The organism is Xenorhabdus innexi (assembly GCF_002632485.1).
GTDB classification, from domain to species: Bacteria; Pseudomonadota; Gammaproteobacteria; order Enterobacterales; family Enterobacteriaceae; genus Xenorhabdus; species Xenorhabdus innexi.
Genome location: NZ_NIBU01000004.1, coordinates 65,279 through 86,801, shown reverse-complemented (window position 1 = coordinate 86,801; position 21,523 = coordinate 65,279). Strand labels below are relative to the sequence as shown.

Annotated in this window: 15 protein-coding genes and 2 tRNA genes; 11 read left to right on the top strand and 6 right to left on the bottom strand. The window is 42.6% G+C overall.

Annotated features, from left to right (window positions below; genetic code table 11):
• The first annotated feature begins 65 nt into the window (after window positions 1–65).
• On the top strand, window positions 66–1,091 hold the full coding sequence (purR, locus tag Xinn_RS02875; RefSeq protein WP_086953372.1) for an HTH-type transcriptional repressor PurR: 1,026 nt from the start codon (window positions 66–68) through the stop codon (window positions 1,089–1,091).
• Between the two features lie 3 nt (window positions 1,092–1,094).
• Here purR and punR read toward each other — a convergent pair whose 3' ends face one another.
• Window positions 1,095–2,003 (bottom strand): DNA-binding transcriptional activator PunR, encoded by a 909-nt coding sequence (punR, locus tag Xinn_RS02870; RefSeq protein ID WP_086953373.1) that lies wholly within the window; start codon window positions 2,001–2,003, stop codon window positions 1,095–1,097.
• A 136-nt stretch (window positions 2,004–2,139) separates the two neighbouring features.
• Here punR and punC point away from each other — a divergent pair, with 136 nt between their 5' ends.
• Window positions 2,140–3,312 (top strand): purine nucleoside transporter PunC, encoded by a 1,173-nt coding sequence (gene punC, locus Xinn_RS02865; RefSeq protein WP_086953374.1) that lies wholly within the window; start codon window positions 2,140–2,142, stop codon window positions 3,310–3,312.
• Window positions 3,313–3,651: 339 nt separating this feature from the next.
• Window positions 3,652–4,803, top strand: a complete 1,152-nt coding sequence (cfa, locus tag Xinn_RS02860) for a cyclopropane fatty acyl phospholipid synthase (RefSeq protein ID WP_086953375.1) — start codon at window positions 3,652–3,654, stop codon at window positions 4,801–4,803.
• 94 nt (window positions 4,804–4,897) lie between these two features.
• Here the strand turns inward: cfa and Xinn_RS02855 are convergent, their stop codons facing one another.
• Entirely contained in the window at window positions 4,898–5,542 is a 645-nt protein-coding gene (locus tag Xinn_RS02855) for a riboflavin synthase subunit alpha (protein WP_086953376.1), read from the bottom strand.
• Between the two features lie 242 nt (window positions 5,543–5,784).
• On the opposite strand from Xinn_RS02855, the gene Xinn_RS02850 reads away from it, so the two are divergent.
• The 5 genes from Xinn_RS02850 to Xinn_RS02825 all read left to right on the top strand — a co-directional run bounded on the left by Xinn_RS02850 (window position 5,785) and on the right by Xinn_RS02825 (window position 10,191).
• On the top strand, window positions 5,785–7,158 hold the full coding sequence (locus Xinn_RS02850) for an MATE family efflux transporter (RefSeq protein ID WP_086953377.1): 1,374 nt from the start codon (window positions 5,785–5,787) through the stop codon (window positions 7,156–7,158).
• 159 nt (window positions 7,159–7,317) lie between these two features.
• Window positions 7,318–7,394: transfer RNA gene (locus tag Xinn_RS02845), tRNA-Val, on the top strand.
• 34 nt (window positions 7,395–7,428) lie between these two features.
• Window positions 7,429–7,505 (top strand) — tRNA-Val (locus Xinn_RS02840).
• 523 nt (window positions 7,506–8,028) lie between these two features.
• On the top strand, window positions 8,029–9,438 hold the full coding sequence (pykF, locus tag Xinn_RS02830; protein ID WP_086953378.1) for a pyruvate kinase PykF: 1,410 nt from the start codon (window positions 8,029–8,031) through the stop codon (window positions 9,436–9,438).
• 513 nt (window positions 9,439–9,951) lie between these two features.
• Window positions 9,952–10,191 carry a major outer membrane lipoprotein gene (locus Xinn_RS02825; RefSeq protein ID WP_086953379.1) on the top strand — a complete coding sequence of 80 codons (240 nt, stop codon included), beginning with the start codon at window positions 9,952–9,954 and terminating at the stop codon, window positions 10,189–10,191.
• A 79-nt stretch (window positions 10,192–10,270) separates the two neighbouring features.
• Here the strand turns inward: Xinn_RS02825 and Xinn_RS02820 are convergent, their stop codons facing one another.
• The 3 genes from Xinn_RS02820 to ydiJ all read right to left on the bottom strand — a co-directional run bounded on the left by Xinn_RS02820 (window position 10,271) and on the right by ydiJ (window position 14,948).
• A complete protein-coding gene (locus Xinn_RS02820) occupies window positions 10,271–11,335 on the bottom strand; it encodes a L,D-transpeptidase family protein (RefSeq protein ID WP_086953380.1) in 1,065 nt (354 codons plus the stop codon).
• Between the two features lie 116 nt (window positions 11,336–11,451).
• A complete protein-coding gene (locus tag Xinn_RS02815) occupies window positions 11,452–11,808 on the bottom strand; it encodes a hotdog fold thioesterase (RefSeq protein ID WP_186435632.1) in 357 nt (118 codons plus the stop codon).
• Window positions 11,809–11,879: 71 nt separating this feature from the next.
• Complete coding sequence (gene ydiJ, locus Xinn_RS02810) at window positions 11,880–14,948, bottom strand: D-2-hydroxyglutarate dehydrogenase YdiJ (protein ID WP_086953381.1); 3,069 nt, start codon at window positions 14,946–14,948, stop codon at window positions 11,880–11,882.
• Between the two features lie 216 nt (window positions 14,949–15,164).
• Here ydiJ and ydiK point away from each other — a divergent pair, with 216 nt between their 5' ends.
• Window positions 15,165–16,232: an AI-2E family transporter YdiK gene (gene ydiK, locus Xinn_RS02805; protein ID WP_086953382.1), complete on the top strand. Its 1,068-nt coding sequence runs from the start codon at window positions 15,165–15,167 to the stop codon at window positions 16,230–16,232.
• 520 nt (window positions 16,233–16,752) lie between these two features.
• On the opposite strand, the gene ppsA is transcribed toward ydiK, so the two are convergent.
• On the bottom strand, window positions 16,753–19,131 hold the full coding sequence (gene ppsA / locus Xinn_RS02800) for a phosphoenolpyruvate synthase (RefSeq protein ID WP_086953383.1): 2,379 nt from the start codon (window positions 19,129–19,131) through the stop codon (window positions 16,753–16,755).
• Window positions 19,132–19,370: 239 nt separating this feature from the next.
• On the opposite strand from ppsA, the gene ppsR reads away from it, so the two are divergent.
• The gene (gene ppsR, locus Xinn_RS02795) at window positions 19,371–20,234 is read left to right on the top strand and encodes a posphoenolpyruvate synthetase regulatory kinase/phosphorylase PpsR (RefSeq protein ID WP_169923518.1); all 864 of its coding nucleotides are present in this window, start codon (window positions 19,371–19,373) and stop codon (window positions 20,232–20,234) included.
• 160 nt (window positions 20,235–20,394) lie between these two features.
• Window positions 20,395–21,441, top strand: a complete 1,047-nt coding sequence (locus tag Xinn_RS02790) for a 3-deoxy-7-phosphoheptulonate synthase (RefSeq protein ID WP_086953384.1) — start codon at window positions 20,395–20,397, stop codon at window positions 21,439–21,441.
• Window positions 21,442–21,523 lie beyond the last annotated feature (82 nt).

The following is a 21,523-nucleotide window of genomic DNA, read 5'->3' as shown; positions in this document are numbered from 1 at the left end:
CAAAGATCTATATCCAGATGAAGGGTATACAAATTTAGACCAAAAGGTCAGGAGTCCTTTTTATCATGGCAACGATTAAAGATGTGGCTAAACGCGCTGGTGTTTCGACCACAACCGTATCCCATGTTATTAATAAAACCCGTTTCGTCGCCGAAGATACGAAGGCCGCAGTATGGGCCGCCATTAAGGAACTGAGTTATTCTCCCAGTGCCGTCGCCCGAAGCTTAAAAGTTAACCATACAAAATCTATCGGGTTATTGGCAACCTCCAGTGAAGCACCTTATTTTGCTGAAATAATCGAGTCTGTCGAAAATAGTTGTTATAGCAAAGGCTATACGTTGATTTTATGTAACTCCCATAACAATCTCGATAAACAAAAAGCCTATCTCGCTATGCTGGCACAAAAGCGCGTAGATGGTTTGTTAGTGATGTGTTCAGAATATCCTCAACAATTGTTGGGAATGCTGGAAGATTATCGCAATATTCCTATGGTTGTTATGGATTGGGGGGAATCCAGAGGCGACTTTACCGATGCAATTATTGATAATGCCTTCCATGGCGGTTATTTGGCTGGCCGATATTTGATTGAACGCGGGCATCGTGATATTGCCTCCATTCCCGGCCCATTAGCCAGAAATACCGGAGGCGGACGTCATCAGGGTTTTCTCAAGGCACTGAAAGAAGCGAATATCACGATTCGGGATGAATGGATTGTTCAGGGAGATTTTGAACCTGAATCAGGGTATCAGGCTATGTGCAAGATCTTAAACCAAAAACATCGCCCTACTGCTGTGTTCTGTGGCGGAGATGTAATGGCAATGGGTGCAATTTGTGCTGCCGATGAGATGGGTTTACGCGTTCCTCAGGATATATCCGTCATTGGTTATGATAATATCCGTAATGCCCGTTATTTCACACCTGCACTGACAACCATTCACCAACCTAAAGAACGGCTGGGGCAAATGGCTTTCTCCATGCTTCTTGATAGGATCGTCAATAAACGTGAGGATGCTCAAACCATTGAAGTGCATCCGCGCCTTGTTGAGCGTCGCTCTGTTGCCGATGGTCCTTTTATTGATTATCGCCGCTAACCGTTAATCTTCTTGCAGCCATTCAGCATTAAGCGTTGTATTATCGCCGAGATATTCAAGCAACCAGCTTAATGCAGGTGAATGGCTTTCCTGTGACCATGTCAGACAACACGGGCTATCAGGCAACGGTTGTTCAAGTTCAAGTACACACAATTTTCCCTGACGAATAAGCGGTAAAGCCCGGTGCTTAGGCACCATTCCCACACATAATCCCTCCATCAAACAGGCAAGCCCGGCATCCCAGTCAGGAACAACCAACCGCCGCTGATTATCTAAAGCCCATGTATCACGCTTCGGCAAGTTACGTGATGTATCCTCAAGGCACAAACTGGGATAAGGTCGCAATTGATCATCATTTAATTTTGCCGTTTTAGACGTCAGCTCATGTGCAGGGCTGGCAACACACAGCCATGGCATAAACCCCATATCCCTGAAACTGTATCGCTCACCTACCGGAGAAGCCCGTGTTGCACCAATAGCAACATCAACTCGTCCATCCACCAGCGCATCCCAAACTCCGTTAAAAACTTCAGGATAGATAAATAATTCAATATCGGGAAAATGGCGGTAGAAATCCAGAATCAGCTGGCGTGTTCGTTCCGGTTTGACAACCTGATCAACAGCAATGCTGAGTTGTCCCCGCCATCCGTTTGCCACCTGCTGACATTGATGCCGTGTATGATTCATTTTTTTGATAACAGAACGGGCTTCCTTGACAAAAATGGCACCCGCTTCTGTTAACTCCACATCACGATGACGACGCTCAAACAGCGAAACTGCCAGCCATTCTTCAAGTTGTTTTATCGTATAACTGATGGCAGAAGGCACACGGTGAAGTTCTGATGCAGCCGCACTGAAACTTCCTGTTCTTGCCACCGCATCAACAACTTCCAAAGAGTATTCAGACCACATGTTTCTTCCTTTTAATTTTTTTCATAGCATGGTACAAATAATACCGTTTCACAATCAAAAATCACGCCATATAAAATAAGCCACATAATTTTTTATCAAGTACTACACCGATTGACTAACGCGGTTTATTAACAAAATGACAACAAATAAAAATTCTATTTCATTTATGTTTTATCTTGCTGGCCTGAGTATGCTCGGCTACTTAGCCATTGATATGTATCTGCCTGCCTTTGATGCCATTAGCAAAGATTTAAACACATCAAAAGGTGCCATCAGTGCCAGCCTCAGCATTTTTCTCGCCGGATTTTCCGTTGCTCAGCTTTTATGGGGAGTGCTCTCTGATCGTCTCGGAAGAAAACCTGTTCTGATTATCGGCCTATCCCTATTCTGCCTCAGCTGTTTGGGCATACTCTGGATAACAAATGCAACTCAATTACTCGTCTTGAGATTTATTCAGGCTGTTGGAGTTTGCTCAGCTGCTGTTTCCTGGCAGGCTCTGGTTGTCGACAGATATGATGCTGAGCGCACAAAACGTGTTTTCGCCATGATTATGCCATTGGTTGCACTTTCTCCAGCTCTTGCACCACTATTAGGTGCATGGCTACTGTCACACACAAGCTGGAGGGTTATCTTTCTTGTTTTGATGATAGTAACGCTGGTGCTGCTTATTCCTACGCTGTTTCTGAAGAATAAACGTATCCCTGTTGATACCAGCACGAATAAAAATAGCGCTTCTTTCTTTACGTTATTGAAGTCGCCAGTTTTTAGCGGAAACGTTTTGATTTATGCTTCCTGTAGCGCAGGCTTTTTTGCCTGGCTGACAGGTTCACCGACTATTTTGAATAGTATGGGGTATGATGCGACCGATATCGGTTTAAGCTATATTCCACAAACGTTGGCATTTATGGTTGGTGGGTATGGTTGCCGTATTTTGTTGGAAAAAATTAAAAGTGAAACCATATTCCCACTCTTATTGGTAGGTTATGCCATAAGCATGATACTTATCTATTTAGCTGCCTGGGTCTACCCTTCTTTCATCGTTATTCTTGTTCCTTTTTGTTTTATGGCTGCAATGAATGGTGCGTCTTATCCTATTGCTGTAGCAAATGCGCTTTCAGTTTATCCGAAAGACAGTGGTAAAGCCGCCGCCTTGCAAAATGCTTTACAATTAGGTCTTTGTTTTATTGCCAGTATGCTTGTTGCCATGTTTATGAACACCCCTCTCTTATCAACGACAGCTGTGATGGTTGCCACGATTATTCCAATGGTAATAGGTTATTATTTACAAAAGAAAAAGAATAACATTTAGTCACTGTTCAATATAATACCTAAGAATATTCTTATCCAAAGGCCATATGATGATATGGCCTCCCTCTTGTTTATTGTTTAAATATTATTTCACTCATATACTCATATGGCTTTTTTATTCTAAAAACTCGGAATTTGAGGTTTAGAAGAGCAATGATGCTCTCTTTAATATCACGGACGAACGGCATGAGTGCTTTAAGCCATTTTCTGATTAGTTTCAATGCCCTCTATGGATTTAAAAATGCGGTTTAATGGTAAGAAAAAAAATCCTGGGAAACATATAAATAACCGGTAACAAAGAGGTACCTCAAAATTCCACCACATAAATGTTGGAGAGTATATGAGTTCATCTTTCGTTGAAGGAAACAAAACAATTACTGACCAGTGGCACAGGATTGCCCATGACCTACTTCAGGAAGCTGACATTCAAATTAATGGAAAGCGTCCTTTTGATATACAAATCAAAAACCCTGACTTTTATAAAAGGGTATTAAGGCAGGGATCTTTAGGATTAGGCGAAAGCTATATGGATGGCTGGTGGGATTGTGAGCAATTAGATGTTTTCTTTTATAAAATATTACGGGCTGGTCTGGAGCACAAAATCCCAAAAAATTTTAAGGATATTCTTAAGGTTACTTCTGCCCGCCTGTTTAATTTGCAGTCTCCCAAACGAGCGTGGATTGTAGGGGAAGAGCACTATGATTTGGGCAATGACCTATTTACACACATGCTCGACCCTAATATGCAATATTCATGCGGTTACTGGAAAGACGCGAGCTCACTGGAAGAAGCGCAGTCCAATAAACTTCGGCTGATTTGTGAAAAGCTACAGTTATCTCCGGGGATGACTCTGTTGGATATCGGCTGTGGCTGGGGTGGATTGGCTGCTTACGCCGCCAAGCATTATTCTGTTTCCGTCACTGGCGTCACCATTTCTGTAGAGCAACAAAAATATGCTCAGGAACGCTGTAAAGATCTGGATGTGAAAATCATCCTTGAAGATTACCGGGATTTGAACCTCCAATTTGACCGAGTCGTTTCAGTCGGCATGTTTGAGCATGTAGGCCCTAAAAATTACGCTAACTATTTCGACATAGTACGTAAGAACCTGAAGCCTGATGGGCTTTTCTTACTTCATACAATTGGTTCCAACCGGGATAAAGTCAATGTCGATGCATGGATTGGTAAATATATTTTCCCTAATGGGCATTTACCATCAATTGCAAAGATTGCTAAAGCAAGTACCGGGAAATTTGTGATGGAAGACTGGCATAACTTCGGGGCTGACTATGATCGTACTTTAATGGCATGGTATGAGCGTTTTATTACACACTGGGATGAAATAGCGCATAACTACAGCCCCCGTTTCAAGCGGATGTTCAGTTATTATCTGAATGCCTGTGCCGGAGCATTTCGTGCCAGAGATATCCAGCTATGGCAAATTATGTTCAGCCCGCGTGGAATTGAAAATGGATTAAGAGTTCCACGTTAATATTTTGTTTATAACAGAATTACAATATTGCTAAAAAGCTACAGAATTCGGTACTGTAGCTTTTTTTGTATATTTTAACTATTGTCCAGCTATTTTAACTATCTTCCGACTGCGATAATATTTTTTCCTGTTCTTTCTGCGCCATAAAGCGTTCAACAGTATCTACGATAGCCTGAGTCTGTGGATCAATTTCAATATTTACTTTATGACCGATACGTTTTTTACCCAGTGTTGTACGCTCTAACGTTTCGGGAATCAAATGAACACAAAAACGATTATTTACTACATCTCCAATGGTCAGACTAATTCCATCAATACCAATAAACCCTTTATGCAGGATATATTTCATTAATTGTTTGTCATAGATACGAAACCATATTTCATGGTTATTTTCTGATGTGAAAATTTTAGCGATTTCAGCTGTTGTAATCACATGACCGGACATTAAATGCCCGCCAATTTCATCACCAAATTTTGCAGCCCTTTCCAAATTGACTAAATCGCCAATCTTAAGCTCACCAAGATTAGTCAGACGCAGCGTCTCTTTCATCAAATCAAAGCTAATCAGATCACCGTCAATTTTCGTGACAGTCAGGCAACAGCCATTATGAGAAACGGAAGCTCCCGTTTCAATATCAGGTAATAATTCAGCCGGAAATTTGACTATATGAGTCCGAAAATGCGTTTTTTCTTCAATAGCAACAATAGGCGCCTTTCCCTGAACAATGCCTGTAAACATGGGGAACCTCTTTCATCGTTTTACATAATGAGTTAGTGTAACCCACTAATCTCTTTTAAACACTATTTCACTTGTTATGTTATTCCTCATTTAGACTAAATATCAAACAATGATTGGATTAGTAAAATGAGTCCTATACAATATCAGCGTTAACAAGAGGTTGCTTTTCAAACAATTCTGTTTGCTCGCAGAAATATTCCTTGTTTTTTCTATCGTCAATTTTCAATTAAAAGGTGTAGTACGTGCAGAAATATTTAAATGAAGCGCGTAGTTTGCTCGCTTTAGGGATCCCCGTCATCATCGCTCAGTCTTCACAAACTGCGATGGGTGTCGTCGATACAGTCATGGCCGGTAAAGCTGGTGCAATAGAAATGTCCTCTGTAGCTATAGGGACATCAATCTGGCTGCCGGCGATTCTGCTTGCTCAAGGGTTGCTGATGGCTTTAACGCCGATCGTTGCCCATATGAATGGATCAGGACAGAGAAAAAATGTTGCAAGCCAGATCCAGCAAGGCTTTTGGCTGGCTACTTTTCTCTCTATCTTAGTGATAACGATTTTGTATAACTGCCGATTTATTATAGAAGCACAGCATAATGTAGATCCCATTCTGGCACAAAAATCCATCGATTTTATCCATGCGATTATGTGGGGAGCACCCGGTTGCCTGTTCTATCAGGTTTTACGCTGCCAGTGTGAGGGGCTGTCGAAAACCAAACCGGCAATGGTCATTGGTGTTATAGGACTATTGGTTAATATCCCTGTAAACTACATTTTCATTTATGGTAAGTTTGGTGCACCAGAGCTGGGTGGTGTCGGCTGTGGTGTGGCAACAGCAAGCGTTTACTGGGTTATGTGTTTATTGCTGCTTTTTTATGTCAAACACTCACCATCCCAAAAAGATATTCATACATTTGACAATTTTGCCCGTCCAAACTGGCATACACAAAAACGCATAACTCTGCTTGGCTTGCCTATCGGTCTGGCTATGTTCTTTGAGGTGACATTATTTGCCGTTGTCTCCTTACTGCTCTCCCCTCTTGGAGTAGTGGATGTTGCAGGGCATCAAATCGCACTCAACTTCAGTTCACTGATGTTTATGTTCCCGCTGTCATTTGGTATTGCGGCCACTATCCGTGTGGGCTATAACCTTGGGAAAAAATCAACTGAGGGTGCCAAAGTATCAGCTCATACCAGCCTCGTTGTCGGGTTAATCGCTGCTTGCATCACCGCTGCTTTCACAACACTATTCCGCGAACCGATTGCGCTGATGTACAACGATAACCCTGCAGTGGTCACATTGGCCTCTAATCTGATGCTATTTGCCGCTATTTACCAGCTTTCCGACTCTGTTCAGGTGATTGGTTCAGGGATACTACGTGGGTATAAAGATACCCGCTCTATTTTCGTTATCACTTTCATCGCCTATTGGATTTTCGGATTACCGAGTGGTTATATTCTGGCATTAACCAATCTCGTTACTGAACCTATGGGGCCACAAGGGTTCTGGATTGGGTTTATTATTGGATTAACTGTTGCTGCAATGATGATTGGCAGCCGGATTTGGTGGATACAAAAACAGCCTGATCATGCTGTCCTCGCACGTTCTACCCGTTAATTTAGTACACTAAATTAATATCACAAGGGGAAAAAGCTGTAAATTCACACTAAAAGATGTAAATGCGAGCAATCAGACACGAATTTGCATTTTCCCCTTGCCAGATAGCTCTGCTATCGTTAATATTCGTCCCCGTTGTCAGCCATAGAAATTTAGATTGCGTCCGTAGCTCAGTTGGTTAGAGCACCACCTTGACATGGTGGGGGTCGGTGGTTCGAGTCCACTCGGACGCACCAAATATCTGGTTGACATAGCAATTCAAATTTATGTGCGTCCGTAGCTCAGTTGGTTAGAGCACCACCTTGACATGGTGGGGGTCGGTGGTTCGAGTCCACTCGGACGCACCATACACTTGATGTATCCAATTTTCTTATCTAGATCTAGAACACGCCTTAAATTTTCTTATAGTTACGTAGTTTTGTTATCAAAACGCTTAATCTTTCATTTCCTAATGCTCTACTTCTCAAAAAGCTTTTCCGCTGTTGCGCAACAACTCGCTGATTTTACTGATATGAATATGTTTATTTTTCATTCTTTCCAGATAAATCTTTCTAAGAACCACTTTTTGATTCATTTCACAGAAATTAGCCTCTATAATACGCTCCTGTCATTAGTTGAATGGTTTCAGCCAATTAATTTACCGAATCCAGAAAAAATTGCAGATGATTAATCGCTCTAAATCCGCATGGTTATCCATGTCTGGATTTATGAAAAAACAACCAATTGACACTTTTCTGCCATCCGTTTTCCATGTATGTTGCGCAACTTAAAATGTCAGATCAACAGAGCCACGTGACACTGGCATATAATGTCAATGGTTGGTGATTCACTCTTTTTAATCCATTAAAACCAGTAGTAAGATAGATTGCCATGAAAAAAACCAAAATTGTTTGTACTATCGGGCCAAAAACTGAATCCGAAGAAAAATTGACCGAACTGCTTAACTCAGGCATGAACGTTATGCGCCTGAATTTTTCTCACGGTGACTACGAAGAACATGGTCAGCGTATTAAAAATATCCGTGCAGTCACTGCAAAAACCGGTAAAAAAGCGGCTATCTTACTGGATACTAAAGGCCCTGAAATCCGTACGATGAAGCTGGAAGATGGTAACGATGTCTCCCTGACAGCCGGTCAGACTTTCACCTTTACAACTGATCAAACCATTATCGGCAATCAGGAACGTGTTGCCGTAACCTATTCCGGTTTACCCGCTGATTTATCTGTAGGCAATACAGTTTTGGTTGATGATGGCCTGATTGCCATGACAGTAAAAGAGATCACCGGAACTGAAGTTATCTGTGAAGTGCTGAACAACGGTGATTTAGGCGAAAACAAAGGCGTTAACCTGCCGAATGTTTCTATCAACCTACCTGCACTGGCAGAAAAAGATAAACAGGATCTCATCTTTGGCTGTGAACAAGGTGTTGATTTTGTCGCCGCTTCTTTCATCCGTAAGCGTTCTGACGTTCTGGAAATTCGTGAACATCTGAAAGCTCACGGAGGTGAACATATTCAGATTATCTCCAAAATTGAAAATCAGGAAGGTCTGAACAATTTTGATGAGATCCTTGAAGCCTCAGACGGCATCATGGTTGCCCGTGGTGATCTGGGTGTTGAAATCCCGGTAGAAGAAGTCATTTTCGCGCAGAAAATGATGATAGAAAAATGTAACTCGGCACGTAAAGTTGTCATCACTGCGACGCAGATGCTGGATTCTATGATCAAAAATCCACGCCCTACCCGCGCCGAAGCAGGTGATGTTGCCAACGCAATTTTAGACGGAACTGATGCAGTCATGCTTTCAGGCGAAAGCGCCAAAGGAAAATACCCGGTTGAAGCCGTCTCCATCATGGCAACTATCTGTGAACGTACAGATCGCGTTATGGGCAGTCGGATTGAAAATACCAAAACGCAGAAATTGCGCGTGACTGAAGCCGTTTGTCGTGGAGCAGTAGAAATCGCGGAAAAATTGGAAGCACCTCTGATCGTTGTTGCAACTTACGGTGGTAAATCTGCAAGATCTATACGTAAATACTTCCCTAATGCTCCAATTCTTGCATTGACCACCAATGAAATCACTGCCCGCCAGTTATTGCTGGTTAAAGGCGTTTCCACACAGGTTGTCAAAGAAATTGCTTCTACCGATGATTTTTATCGTATTGGTAAAGAAGCAGCATTGGCCAGTGGTATGGCAAGTAAAGGAAATATCGTTGTGATGGTATCCGGTGCATTAGTACCAAGCGGCACAACAAATACATCTTCGGTTCACGTATTGTAATTATTTTTGAACACAAAACAGATCGCTCACTAGTTGAGCGATCTGCATCTATAAATAATTCCCTTCATTTTTCTTTTCTGATTACCCCACTAATAAAAAATATTCTCCTGTAATAAACGCAAAAAACAGAAATAAAACACGAACAATAAATATACTATCTATTTTAAAATTATTGACGCCAATACGCATCATTAACGCATTTTACTCACTTAACCCATGGATTCTGACAGAGAAAAATGTGCCAAAATAACAAAATAAGCAATGAGATATTGTTGGTTTATTGCATCAGAACAGTAAAAACTGGAAGATACATCACGTAATGTTTGGGATTTTTCTGATTTAATTATTCCTCTCATTACCGTTTTATTGTAGTTATCTAAAAATTATTAACTTATTTTAGATCGAAAAACAGTAGAATTTGTTTGTCCGGATAAAATTTATTCTCTTTCTAAAAAAGTTTGTGCAATAATTAGATAGCTACTTGAAGATTAACTTAATCTAGAGGGTATTGTGATGAATCGTACTAAAATTGTACTTGGTGCTGTAATTCTCGCTTCTACGATGTTAGCTGGTTGTACCAGCACGGCGAAAAAAGTTGAACAGCTTTCTTCTCAGGTTCTGACTCTGGGTTCCAAAGTTGACCAACTGAGCAATGAAGTTGGCTCAATGCGTTCAGATGTACAGACAGCCAGAGACGAAGCGGCTCGTGCTAACCAACGTCTTGACAACCAAGTTCGTTCCTACAAAAAATAAGTTTGTAGCATCTTCAAGAGTGGCGTACTGATTAAGTACGCCATTCTTTATGTATACCACGATTATTCTACAGTTCAGGTCAGAATTTAGTCTGATAAACCGGAGTAGGTTGATTCAAAGGAGGCAGTTTAACTGGCTGAACATTCAGAACGTTGTCTTCACGCTCCTCCATTAACTGTAAGATCTCTGTTTCCTTTTGATTAGATGATACCCCTTTCTGATTTACCGCTACCGGGATTCCAGAACGCCGGATAATTTCCTGATCAACTAAAACAGCATTTGTGCCCTTGTTTCCAATAAACTTTAATAACCCTTCCGTGCGTTTAATTGGCATTGTCTGAGGATCATCAGATTCTGCTTTTGACAAGGGCTGGTGAACTTCAACGTAACGTTTTCCATCAGGCTCTACCGCATATTTGATCGGTTCATTAATAACCTGAACACGGGTTCCTCTCGGAACAGTATGAAAAAGAGCCTCAATATCATCAGGACGCAAACGTATACAGCCTGAGCTGACACGCATACCAATACCAAAATTAGCATTGGTGCCATGTATCAGATATTCCCCGCGCCCGGCTGACAGACGCAACGCAAAATCCCCCATTGGATTATCCGGCCCGGCAGGTATTACAGCAGGCAGAATAATCCCTCGGCTCGCATAATCTTTGCGAATATTCGCAGTAGGTGTCCATGTGGGATTCTTAATTAGCTGACTGACTGACGTTGTCATTGTTGGGGTATTGCGTCCAAGCTGCCCGATGCCGATTGGATAAACAATGACACTGTCTTTCCCTTTGGGGAAATAATAGAGCCTCATTTCAGCCAGATTAATGACAATGCCCTGACGTGGAGTATTAGGAAGCAACATCTGTGATGGAATGACCAGTTTAGTTCCGGGTTTAGGTAAATATGGGTCAACACCGGGATTAGCCTCCAGCATTGCCAGCAGGCCTATTTGGTATTTAGCGGCTATGGCTTCCAGCGGAAGTCCATCATCAGGTACCACATAGATGGAATTCTCACCAATCAGGCTCCTGTTAGCAGGTGGCAGCGGATATTCTACCGCATAAGCCATATTAACTACCCCGCAGAACGACAACATGCCGATCAAGAAAGTACTGATAAAAGTCAAAAATCGCTTCATACACACTTCCTCAATGATATTTGAATGCCAGTGGTTGATTAATAGCCTTACATAAGGCTATTTTACTCCCCTTCGCCACAATAAAAGCTAAGTAAACTGATTTTATATACCAAATATTAGGACAATATCGCTGTAGTCAAACGAGATGTGCAGCATAACTGCTCCTGTGCGTTATAAATATCAATCTGCCAGACTTGATGAGAACGTCCAAGATGGATTGCTTTGCAGACGCCTTTAACGATACCATCACACACAGCTTTAATATGATTGGCATTAATTTCCACACCTACAACTTTCTGTTCGCCTTCAGAACAGAGATAGCCAGCAATTGAACCTAACGATTCTGCCAATACCACAGACGCCCCGCCATGCAAAATTCCGAATGGCTGTTTAGTCCGTTGATCTACCGGCATTGTTCCTTCAAGGAAATCATCACCAAGCCGGGTAATTTCTATTCCAATATATTCTAGCATGCTGTTATTACCCAATTGACTCAACATGCTGACATCAGTGCTACGTTTCCAAATATGTTGTTTTTGAATCACTACACTATCTCCAATAAAGCTTGTAATGGGTGTTTAAGTACTTTTCCTTCTATCCGCTTTACCTGACTACGACATGAATAACCAGTACTAAGGCAGTGCTCCAAAGCAAGATTGCTCAATGCAGGTGCCCATGAAAGCTGATAAATCCCAAGCGAGTTTTCGAGATTCTTGTTTTCGTGACCGTATGTTCCCGCCATACCACAGCACCCCACATTAACGCTGTTTAAATTACAGCCAAAATGGTGGAAGATGTCTTTCCATTGTTTACCGCTGTTAGGTAAGGCTGTCACTTCTGTGCAGTGCCCAAACAAATACCAGTCATGGCTGAGTGTTACATTGTCACTTTTTTCTGTGGAAGCTATTTCTGGCAATATATTAACCAGCCATTCATGAACTAATTGGACATTAAAATTACCCCGATGTTCACCAAGAATCTCGCTGTATTCATCGCGATAACACAAAACTAAGGCTGGATCGACACCTACCATCGGAATATCTAACCGTGCTGCCCGATTCAGAAAATCAGCCGTTTTTCGGGCTGTTTTGGCAAACTGATTTAAAAACCCTTTAACGTGCTGCGCTTTTCCATTAGGAGAAAATGGTAATAATACTGGCTGATATCCCAGCTTCTCAACCAATCGCACAAAATCAGTAACAACTTTTGCATCGTGATAACTGGTAAAAGGGTCCTGAACAATCAATACATGCTGCTTGCGCTGAGATGGAGATAAACTTTCTAACTGTTCCAGTGTTGTTCCCAGCGCATAATGGCCTGCCAATTGTTGCTGTAATGTCGGATAAGAAAGCAAAGGCAAGTCAGCCATACCGATAGTATGCTGACTGAATTTTTGCACCCACGGCTGCCTCAGGAAAAAATTAAATATGCGGGGAGCTTTTGCCATTAATGGAGTACTGCTTTCCACATTAGCAACGATGTGGTCACGCAACGGGCGTAAATAACGGCTATGGTACAAAGCCAGAAACCGGGAACGAAATGATGGCACATCAATTTTAATCGGGCATTGTGTCGAACACGCCTTACAGGCCAGACAACCTGACATCGCTTCTTTCACTTCATGTGAAAAATCATATTCGCCCCGCCATGCTTTCCAGCTATAACGTGTTTTTTCAATCAGGCCACGCAGACTGGGGCGAGACTGCTCAAGCCCACGCTCCAGTAATTCAGGTTTAACACCCTGCTCCGCCAAAAGCCGCAGCCATTCTCTGACCAGAGTCGCTCTGCCTTTAGGTGAATGAACCCGATGCTGACTGATTTTCATTGAAGGGCACATCGGACTTTTAACATCAAAATTGAAGCACAGCCCATTGCCATTACACTCCATTGCACCACGGAATGTACTTCTGACATTCACGGGGATCGTGCGGTCAAACGTGCCACGTTTGGCTGCATCAACCTTCATCATAGGGGCATCAATTCCCATTGGGGAGCAGATTTTCCCCGGATTCAGCCTGTTGAGTGGATCAAATGCGGCTTTAATTCGGCGCAATTCATCGTATAAGACTTCCCCAAAAAACGCAGGGCTATACTCTGCCCGGAACCCCTTTCCGTGCTCTCCCCATAACAACCCACCATATTTGGCTGTCAGGTGAACTATTTCATCAGAAATCTGCTTCATGAGCATTTCCTGTTGAGGGTCGCACATATCCAAAGCAGGCCGCACATGTAAAACTCCGGCATCCACATGGCCGAACATACCGTAATTAAGCTGGTGACTATCCAGAAGATCACGAAACTCAGCAATATAATCAGCAAGATGCTGAGGAGGAACACAAGTATCTTCCACAAACGGAATCGGTTTGGCGGCGCCTTTGCTGTTACCAAGCAAACCAACGGATTTTTTCCGCATAGCATAAATGCGTTCAATATCGTCCAAATGGTGACAAACCTGATAACCGATAACTCCGGCCTGATTATTCTCCATTAGCTCATTCAGACGCTGGCAGAGCGTATTGACCTGCTGATCGATTTGCTGTTCATCATCACCACTGAATTCAACGATATTCAGACCTTGCATATCCTTGTCAGGCACGTCGGTAATCAGCTCTTTTACTGAGTGCCAGATAATATCTTCCCGCGCAAGATTGAGAACTTTTGAGTCTACGGTTTCAACAGAAAGTGCTTTAGCGTCAACCATAAATGGAGCGTTACGCAGGGCTGAATCAAAAGATTCATATTTTACATTTACAAGCCGCCGGACTTTTGGCAATGGTGTAATATCCAGCGTTGCTTCAGTAATAAAAGCCAGAGTCCCTTCTGAACCCGTTAAAATACGGGTCAGGTCAAAGGATTGCAGATCATCGCTATAGACATGGCGTAAATCGTAACCCGTCAAAAAACGATTAAGCTTTGGAAATTTCTCAATGATTAATTCACGTTGCTCACGACAGCGTTCGAGCACGGTTTTATAGATATGCCCAACCGTTGAATTTTCTGCCGCAATCGATTCCGCCAATGCTGTATTCATTGGACGGGTATCAAACATTTCCCCTCCGAGTAAAACCGCCCGGACACCAAGTACATGATCTGACGTTTTTCCATAGACCAGCGAACCCTGACCGGATGCATCAGTATTAATCATCCCTCCCAATGTGGCACGGTTACTGGTTGAAAGTTCAGGAGAAAAGAAATAGCCGAAAGGTTTTAGATATTGATTGAGTTGATCTTTGATAACCCCGGCTTCAACTTTAACCCATCCTTGTTCTGGGTTAATTTCCAGAATTCTTTTCATGTATCGGGACATATCCACAACAATGCCATTGTTGAGTGCCTGCCCATTCGTCCCCGTTCCACCTCCCCGGGGGGTAAATGTCAGAGAATGAAAACGCACCTCTCCCGCAACCCTCGCCAACAGTGCAACATCAGCCGTTGAACGGGGAAAGATAACCGCTTGTGGTAGCAACTGATAAATACTATTATCTGTTGCCATAGTTAGTCTATCAGCGTAATTGCTGGCAGTATCACCAGTAAAACCGGCTGCCTTCAGTACAGCCAAATATTCCTTTACCAGTTCACTGACTCGGGGGGCTTGTGGTATACGTGGGATCATTGGCTCATTGCCCCTTTTTCTGATAAGTGTCCACATTGCTATAGTTATATAAGTTATATACTACCTTCATTGTCGAGTTCAGACAGGGGTCTGAACAGGCAGGCTTTTAACAATATCACAATATTTGCCAGTTTTGAGCAACATGGTAAATAACGTTATATTTATTTACCATCGTGGATTCCGACAGTATTTTTAATCGCCGAGAGAAATCATTTCATGGAAAAATCGCAACCACATCAGGATCTACCCAAGCTACTATTTGTACTGTTCTTCATTTTACTGCTCATTGCGACCAGCTTTTGGGTTTTAAGTCCATTTATTTTAGGGTTCATCTGGTCAGGGATGGTGGTTATCGCAACTTGGCCGCTGATGGAGAAAATACAGCAACGCTTATGGGGAAAACGCTGGATAGCTGTTTCCATCATGACATTACTGTTAGTTTTATTATTTGTTATTCCCATTGCATTATTGGTCAGCAATCTGCTGGAAAACAGCGCGCCACTTATTGCATGGGCAAAATCTCCGGCCAATATGCACCTGCCACAATTGGAGTGGCTAAATAAAATTCCGGTCATCGGTCAGGATTTATATATTAAATGGCAAAATATCATCTCTGAAGGCAGTAATATGCTCATGGCCAAAATTCCGCCTTATATCGGAAAAGCTGCCACATGGTTTTTTGCTCAGGCTGCCAACGCAGGGCGGTTCTTATTCCATCTGACCTTAATGGTTCTGTTCAGTATTCTGCTTTACTGGAAAGGTGAACACGTTATGCAGGGGATTCGTCATTTCGCCATCCGACTGGCAGGTAAACGGGGCGATGCGGTTGTTGTGCTGGCTGCCCGTTCTATTCGCGCTGTTGCCCTTGGCGTCGTTGTTACTGCCCTTGTACAAGCTATCGCAGGCGGAATTGGGTTAGCCATTGCTGGTATTCCTTACGCTATGGTTCTGACCGTTCTGATGTTTGTACTCTGCGTTGCCCAATTAGGGCCTTTACTGGTTCTTATCCCGTCGATTATCTGGCTTTACTGGACAGGCGAAACAACCCTGGGAACAATTTTAGTCGTCTGGAGTTTAATTCTGGTCACTATGGACGGCGTTCTGCGACCTTTCCTTATTCGTCTGGGTGCCGATTTGCCTATGGTTTTAATTCTCACAGGCGTAATTGGCGGCATACTTTCTCTGGGCGTGATTGGCTTATTTATCGGGCCGGTTGTACTAGCTGTTTCTTACAGCCTATTACTGGCATGGATGGATGAAGTTGCTAAACCTGAAATTAAATAATGGTACTAAGCTGTATTTCAAAACAGCTCACGTACAATAAGAAAACAAAAGCGCGGAAGATTATTTTTCCGCGCAACTATAATTAAAATGAATTCATTATTTCCCGCCTATAAAAAGAACAAATCAATTCCATTGGTAAATAATCCCAAAAAAATTGTTAATAAAAAGTTGATTCCTTAATTTATTTTTCCAATTCTGAGTTATTAAGAGAATTCTTAATGAATAAACCTATTTATTAAATTAGTATTCATTTCATCGAAACTATGTTTCCCATGAATAGCGCTCTTAGTTTGTAAATACCACAAACTGAGATGTGTGAAGTAATATATATTGCTGTGTGTAGTCTTTGCCTGTCAGCCCATGATAGGCTTTTTTTTTGGAAAAAATCTGGTTCTGGTTGGAAGTCTATAATGTGTTTCTCCCATCAAAAAATATCACGTTATAAAGAATAAAAAGCCTGAAAATATTTTTAACAGGCTTTTTAATTCATGACTGAATTAGATGGCTATTAATTATTCCCTTAATTATTTTCTGCTAAAGAAACCCAGGTTTTCACCACCGTATCAGGGTTTAATGATAAACTGTCAATGCCTTCTTTCATTAACCACGCAGCAAAATCCTCGTGATCTGACGGCCCCTGACCGCAAATACCAACATATTTTCCCTGACGCTTAGCTGCCTGAATTGCCATAGAAAGTAATTGTTTCACTGCATCATTACGTTCATCGAATAATTCTGAGACAACCCCTGAATCACGATCCAACCCTAATGCCAATTGAGTCATATCATTTGAGCCAATGGAGAAACCATCAAAATAGGCCAGAAATTGTTCTGCCAATAACGCATTTGATGGAATTTCACACATCATAATAACTTTCAGCCCATTTTCACCACGTTTCAGCCCCTGTGATGCCAGCTCGGAAACAACGGCTTCAGCCTGTGCCACTGTGCGTACAAATGGGATCATCACTTCTATATTTGTTAATCCCATAACATTACGTACCCGTTTGACAGCTTCACATTCCAGAGCAAAGCACTGGCGGAAACTGTCAGAAACATAACGACCTGCACCACGGAAACCCAGCATCGGGTTTTCTTCGTGCGGTTCGTATAAATCTCCACCAACCAGATTTGCATACTCATTCGATTTGAAATCAGACAAACGTACAATGACGCGTTTAGGCCAGAATGCAGCAGCCAGTGTTGCAATACCTTCAGTCAGGCGCCCGACATAAAACTCAACCGGATCATCATAACCTGTCATTAATGATTTAATCTGGGCCTGTAACTCAGGAGATTGCTCAGAAAACTCAAGCAATGCGCGGGGATGAACGCCAATCATGCGGTTTATGATGAATTCCAGACGCGCCAGCCCGACCCCTTCATTCGGCAGACAGGCAAAATCAAACGCCCGATCCGGATTACCAACATTCATCATGATCTTAACATCCAATTCCGGCAGTTCATCAACCTGTGAACTTTGAATGCTGAAATCCAGTTTGTTCCGGTAAACAAAACCAGTGTCCCCCTCAGCGCAGGAAACCGTAACCAGCTCCCCTTCTTTCAGGCGATCTGTCGCATCACCGCAACCTACAACAGCAGGAATGCCCAGCTCACGTGCAATAATGGCAGCATGGCAGGTACGACCACCACGATTAGTGACAATCGCAGCGGCTTTTTTCATTATCGGCTCCCAATCCGGGTCGGTCATGTCTGTCACCAGCACATCGCCGACCTGAATGCGATCCATTTCACTGAGATTGTGGATAATCTTAACTGTACCAATACCGATTTTGTGCCCGATTGCACGGCCTTCCACCAGCACATTACCCTGTTCATTCAGCTGATAACGTTCCATCACCTGCTGATTAGAACGAACTGTTTCAGGGCGTGCCTGTACAATATACAACCTATCATTATACCCGTCTTTCGCCCATTCGATATCCATCGGGCGACCATAATGTTTTTCAATCAATAATGCCTGCTTTGCAAGTTCCTCAACTTCATGATCAGAAAGAGAAAAGCGGTTACATAATTCCTCAGAGACATCTTCTGTCCGAACCTGCTGACCGTGTTCTTTGCTGTCCGCATAGACCATACGTATTTTTTTGGAACCCAGATTACGCCGGACTATGGCTGGGCGGTTATTTTTTAATGTAGGTTTATGGACATAAAATTCATCAGGGTTTACTGCTCCCTGCACAACCATCTCACCTAAACCATAGGCAGATGTGATAAACACAACCTGATCAAACCCTGATTCCGTATCAATTGTGAACATGACACCGGATGAGGCTAAATCAGAGCGTACCATCCGCTGTACACCCGCTGACAATGCAACGCCACGATGGTCATAGCCCTGATGGACACGGTAGGAAATAGCACGATCATTAAAGAGAGATGCGAAGACATGTTTAATGGCAACCATCACCGCATCAATCCCCTGTACATTCAGGAAAGTTTCCTGTTGCCCTGCAAAGGAGGCATCGGGCATATCTTCGGCTGTTGCGGAGGAACGGACGGCAAAAGAAGCATCAGGCTCACCTTCAGATAATTGGAGATAAGCCTCGCGGATATCTTTTTCCAGTTGTACCGTAAATGGCGTATCAATCACCCACTGACGGATCTGTGCTCCTGCCTTAGCTAATTGATTAACATCATCAACATCTATTTCATCCAATAATTGATAAATGCGCTGATTGACGCCACTTTGTTCCAAAAAATCATTAAATGCCTGTGCTGTTGTAGCAAAACCATTAGGAACAGATACACCAAGGTCGGCCAGATTGGTGATCATCTCACCAAGCGAGGCGTTTTTACCACCGACCCGATTAACATCATTCATGCCTAGTTGGTTATACCAAAGTACATTACATGGGGTGAGGTCATTATTGGACATTGAAACTATCCTTTTTACATTCGGAGGTACAAATCGGAAAATTAATGCTGTTCTTTACAGCAGGAAATAGCCTAGCACAATGTATTACCATATATAGAAAGGTGAATCGATCAACCCAACAATATTATTTTTTTGCGAGTATAATCCAGAATGCTACCTAATAGTTGTGATTTGTAATAAAAACGATTCAGCTAATATTTAAATACCATTCCACCTACCGAATAATAAAAGAAGATACAATGATAGAACTCCCATCCCTTCAAAATCAGCAAAATGAACCACTGGAACGCTGTGTCTTTTTCATCTCCGATGGCACAGCAATTACAGCAGAAGTTCTCGGCCATGCTGTATTATCTCAATTTCCTATTACTATGACGTCTTATACTTTACCTTTCGTAACCAGCAAAATAAGAGCCGAAGAAATCAGGAACCAGATAAATAGCCTTTATCTGGCAACAAATATCAGGCCACTGGTTTTTTATTCCATTATTTCCAGCGAAGTTAAAAATATTATTACCAGCAGTGACGGTTTTTGTCTGGATATTGTCCAGACTCTCGTTGCACCATTGCAGCAGGAAATCGGGCTGGAACCAAAACCGGAGTTACACCGCACACACGGTTTATCTAAAAAAAATCTGAGTCAGTACGATGCCCGCATTGCAGCCATTGATTATGCCCTTGCTCACGATGATGGCATTTCACTGCGTAATCTTGAGCAGGCACAAGTGATTATTCTGGGCGTTTCACGCTGTGGGAAAACACCAACCAGTCTTTACCTTGCCATGCAGTTCGGTATTCAGGCGGCAAACTATCCGTTCACTGCTGATGATATGGATAACATTCAATTGCCCGCTGGCCTCAAACCGTTTCAGCACAAATTATTCGGCCTGACGATAAACCCTGAAAGGCTGGCTGCTATCCGTGCAGAACGGAGAGAAAATAGCCGTTATGCCTCATTACGACAATGCCGAATAGAACTTGCTGAAGTCGAAGCTCTATTTCGTAAAAATAAAATTAATTACTTAAATACTACCAATTATTCTGTCGAAGAGATTTCAGCCAAAATTATTGACAGTATGGGACTGAAACGGCGGATGTTCTGAGCAAAGAAATCGGCATAGTTCAGGCATCATGACAATTTCACACATAAGCATTTCGCTTAAATTGACATTATTGTTTTGTTGAATTTATCGGAGGCTGAGTTATTGTAACTTCAATCACGCCAGACTGCGTCTCAAAATGAAGTAGAATTCGAGAAAGTATATGTACAAAACAGATGAGCTACGAACCCGCCCTATTGATAAGCTGGTAACACCTAAAACCCTTTCTGAACAGTATCCGATATCAGAAAAAATACGGCAAAATGTGACAATGTCACGCAAGAGGATTGAAGCAATTCTCACTGGCGATGATCAGCGTTTGCTGGTCATTATCGGCCCTTGTTCAATTCACGATATCGATGCTGCCTTCGATTATGCCTCGCGCCTGCAAATATTGCGTGACAAATACCAGCACAGTCTGGAAATTGTCATGAGAACCTATTTCGAGAAACCTCGGACTGTGGTCGGCTGGAAAGGATTGATTTCAGATCCCATGCTGGATGGCTCCTGTCAGGTTAATAAAGGGATCTCACTGGCACGTAAATTATTAATTGATATTAATGAGCTGGGAATGCCTACGGCAACAGAATTTCTGGATATGGTCACCGGGCAGTATATTGCTGATTTAATTAGCTGGGGCGCTATCGGAGCAAGAACAACCGAAAGCCAGATCCACCGGGAAATGGCTTCCGCCCTTTCGTGTCCTGTCGGGTTTAAAAATGGCACTGACGGTAATATTCATATTGCTATTGATGCGATACGCGCAGCAAGTGCCGGGCATATGTTCCTGTCGCCGGATAAAGATGGGCAGATGACAATTTATCAAACCAGTGGCAACCCCTATGGGCATATGATTATGCGCGGCGGAAAGAAACCGAATTACAGCGCCGAAGATATTACAGCCACCTGTCAGAAACTGCGTGAATTCCATTTACCGGAAAGATTGATCATTGATTGCAGCCACGGTAATTGCCAGAAAATTCATCGGCGACAACTGGATATAGCCAGAAATATCAGCCAGCAGATTCAGTCAGGCTCGAAAGCTATTGCGGGCGTTATGGCAGAAAGTTTTTTAGTGGAAGGCACCCAGAAAATCATGCAGGGAGAGCCTCTGACCTATGGACAATCTATCACTGACCCATGCCTTAGCTGGCAGGATACAGAAGAGTTTCTCCATATTCTGGCTGAATCAATTGAAAAACGTTGCTGACTCCTTCCTCTCTCTTTAGTCTCTATTTTTGGCTTCTGTGCATCATGGAAGCCATATTTTGTTAAAAACATTTAATTTACTC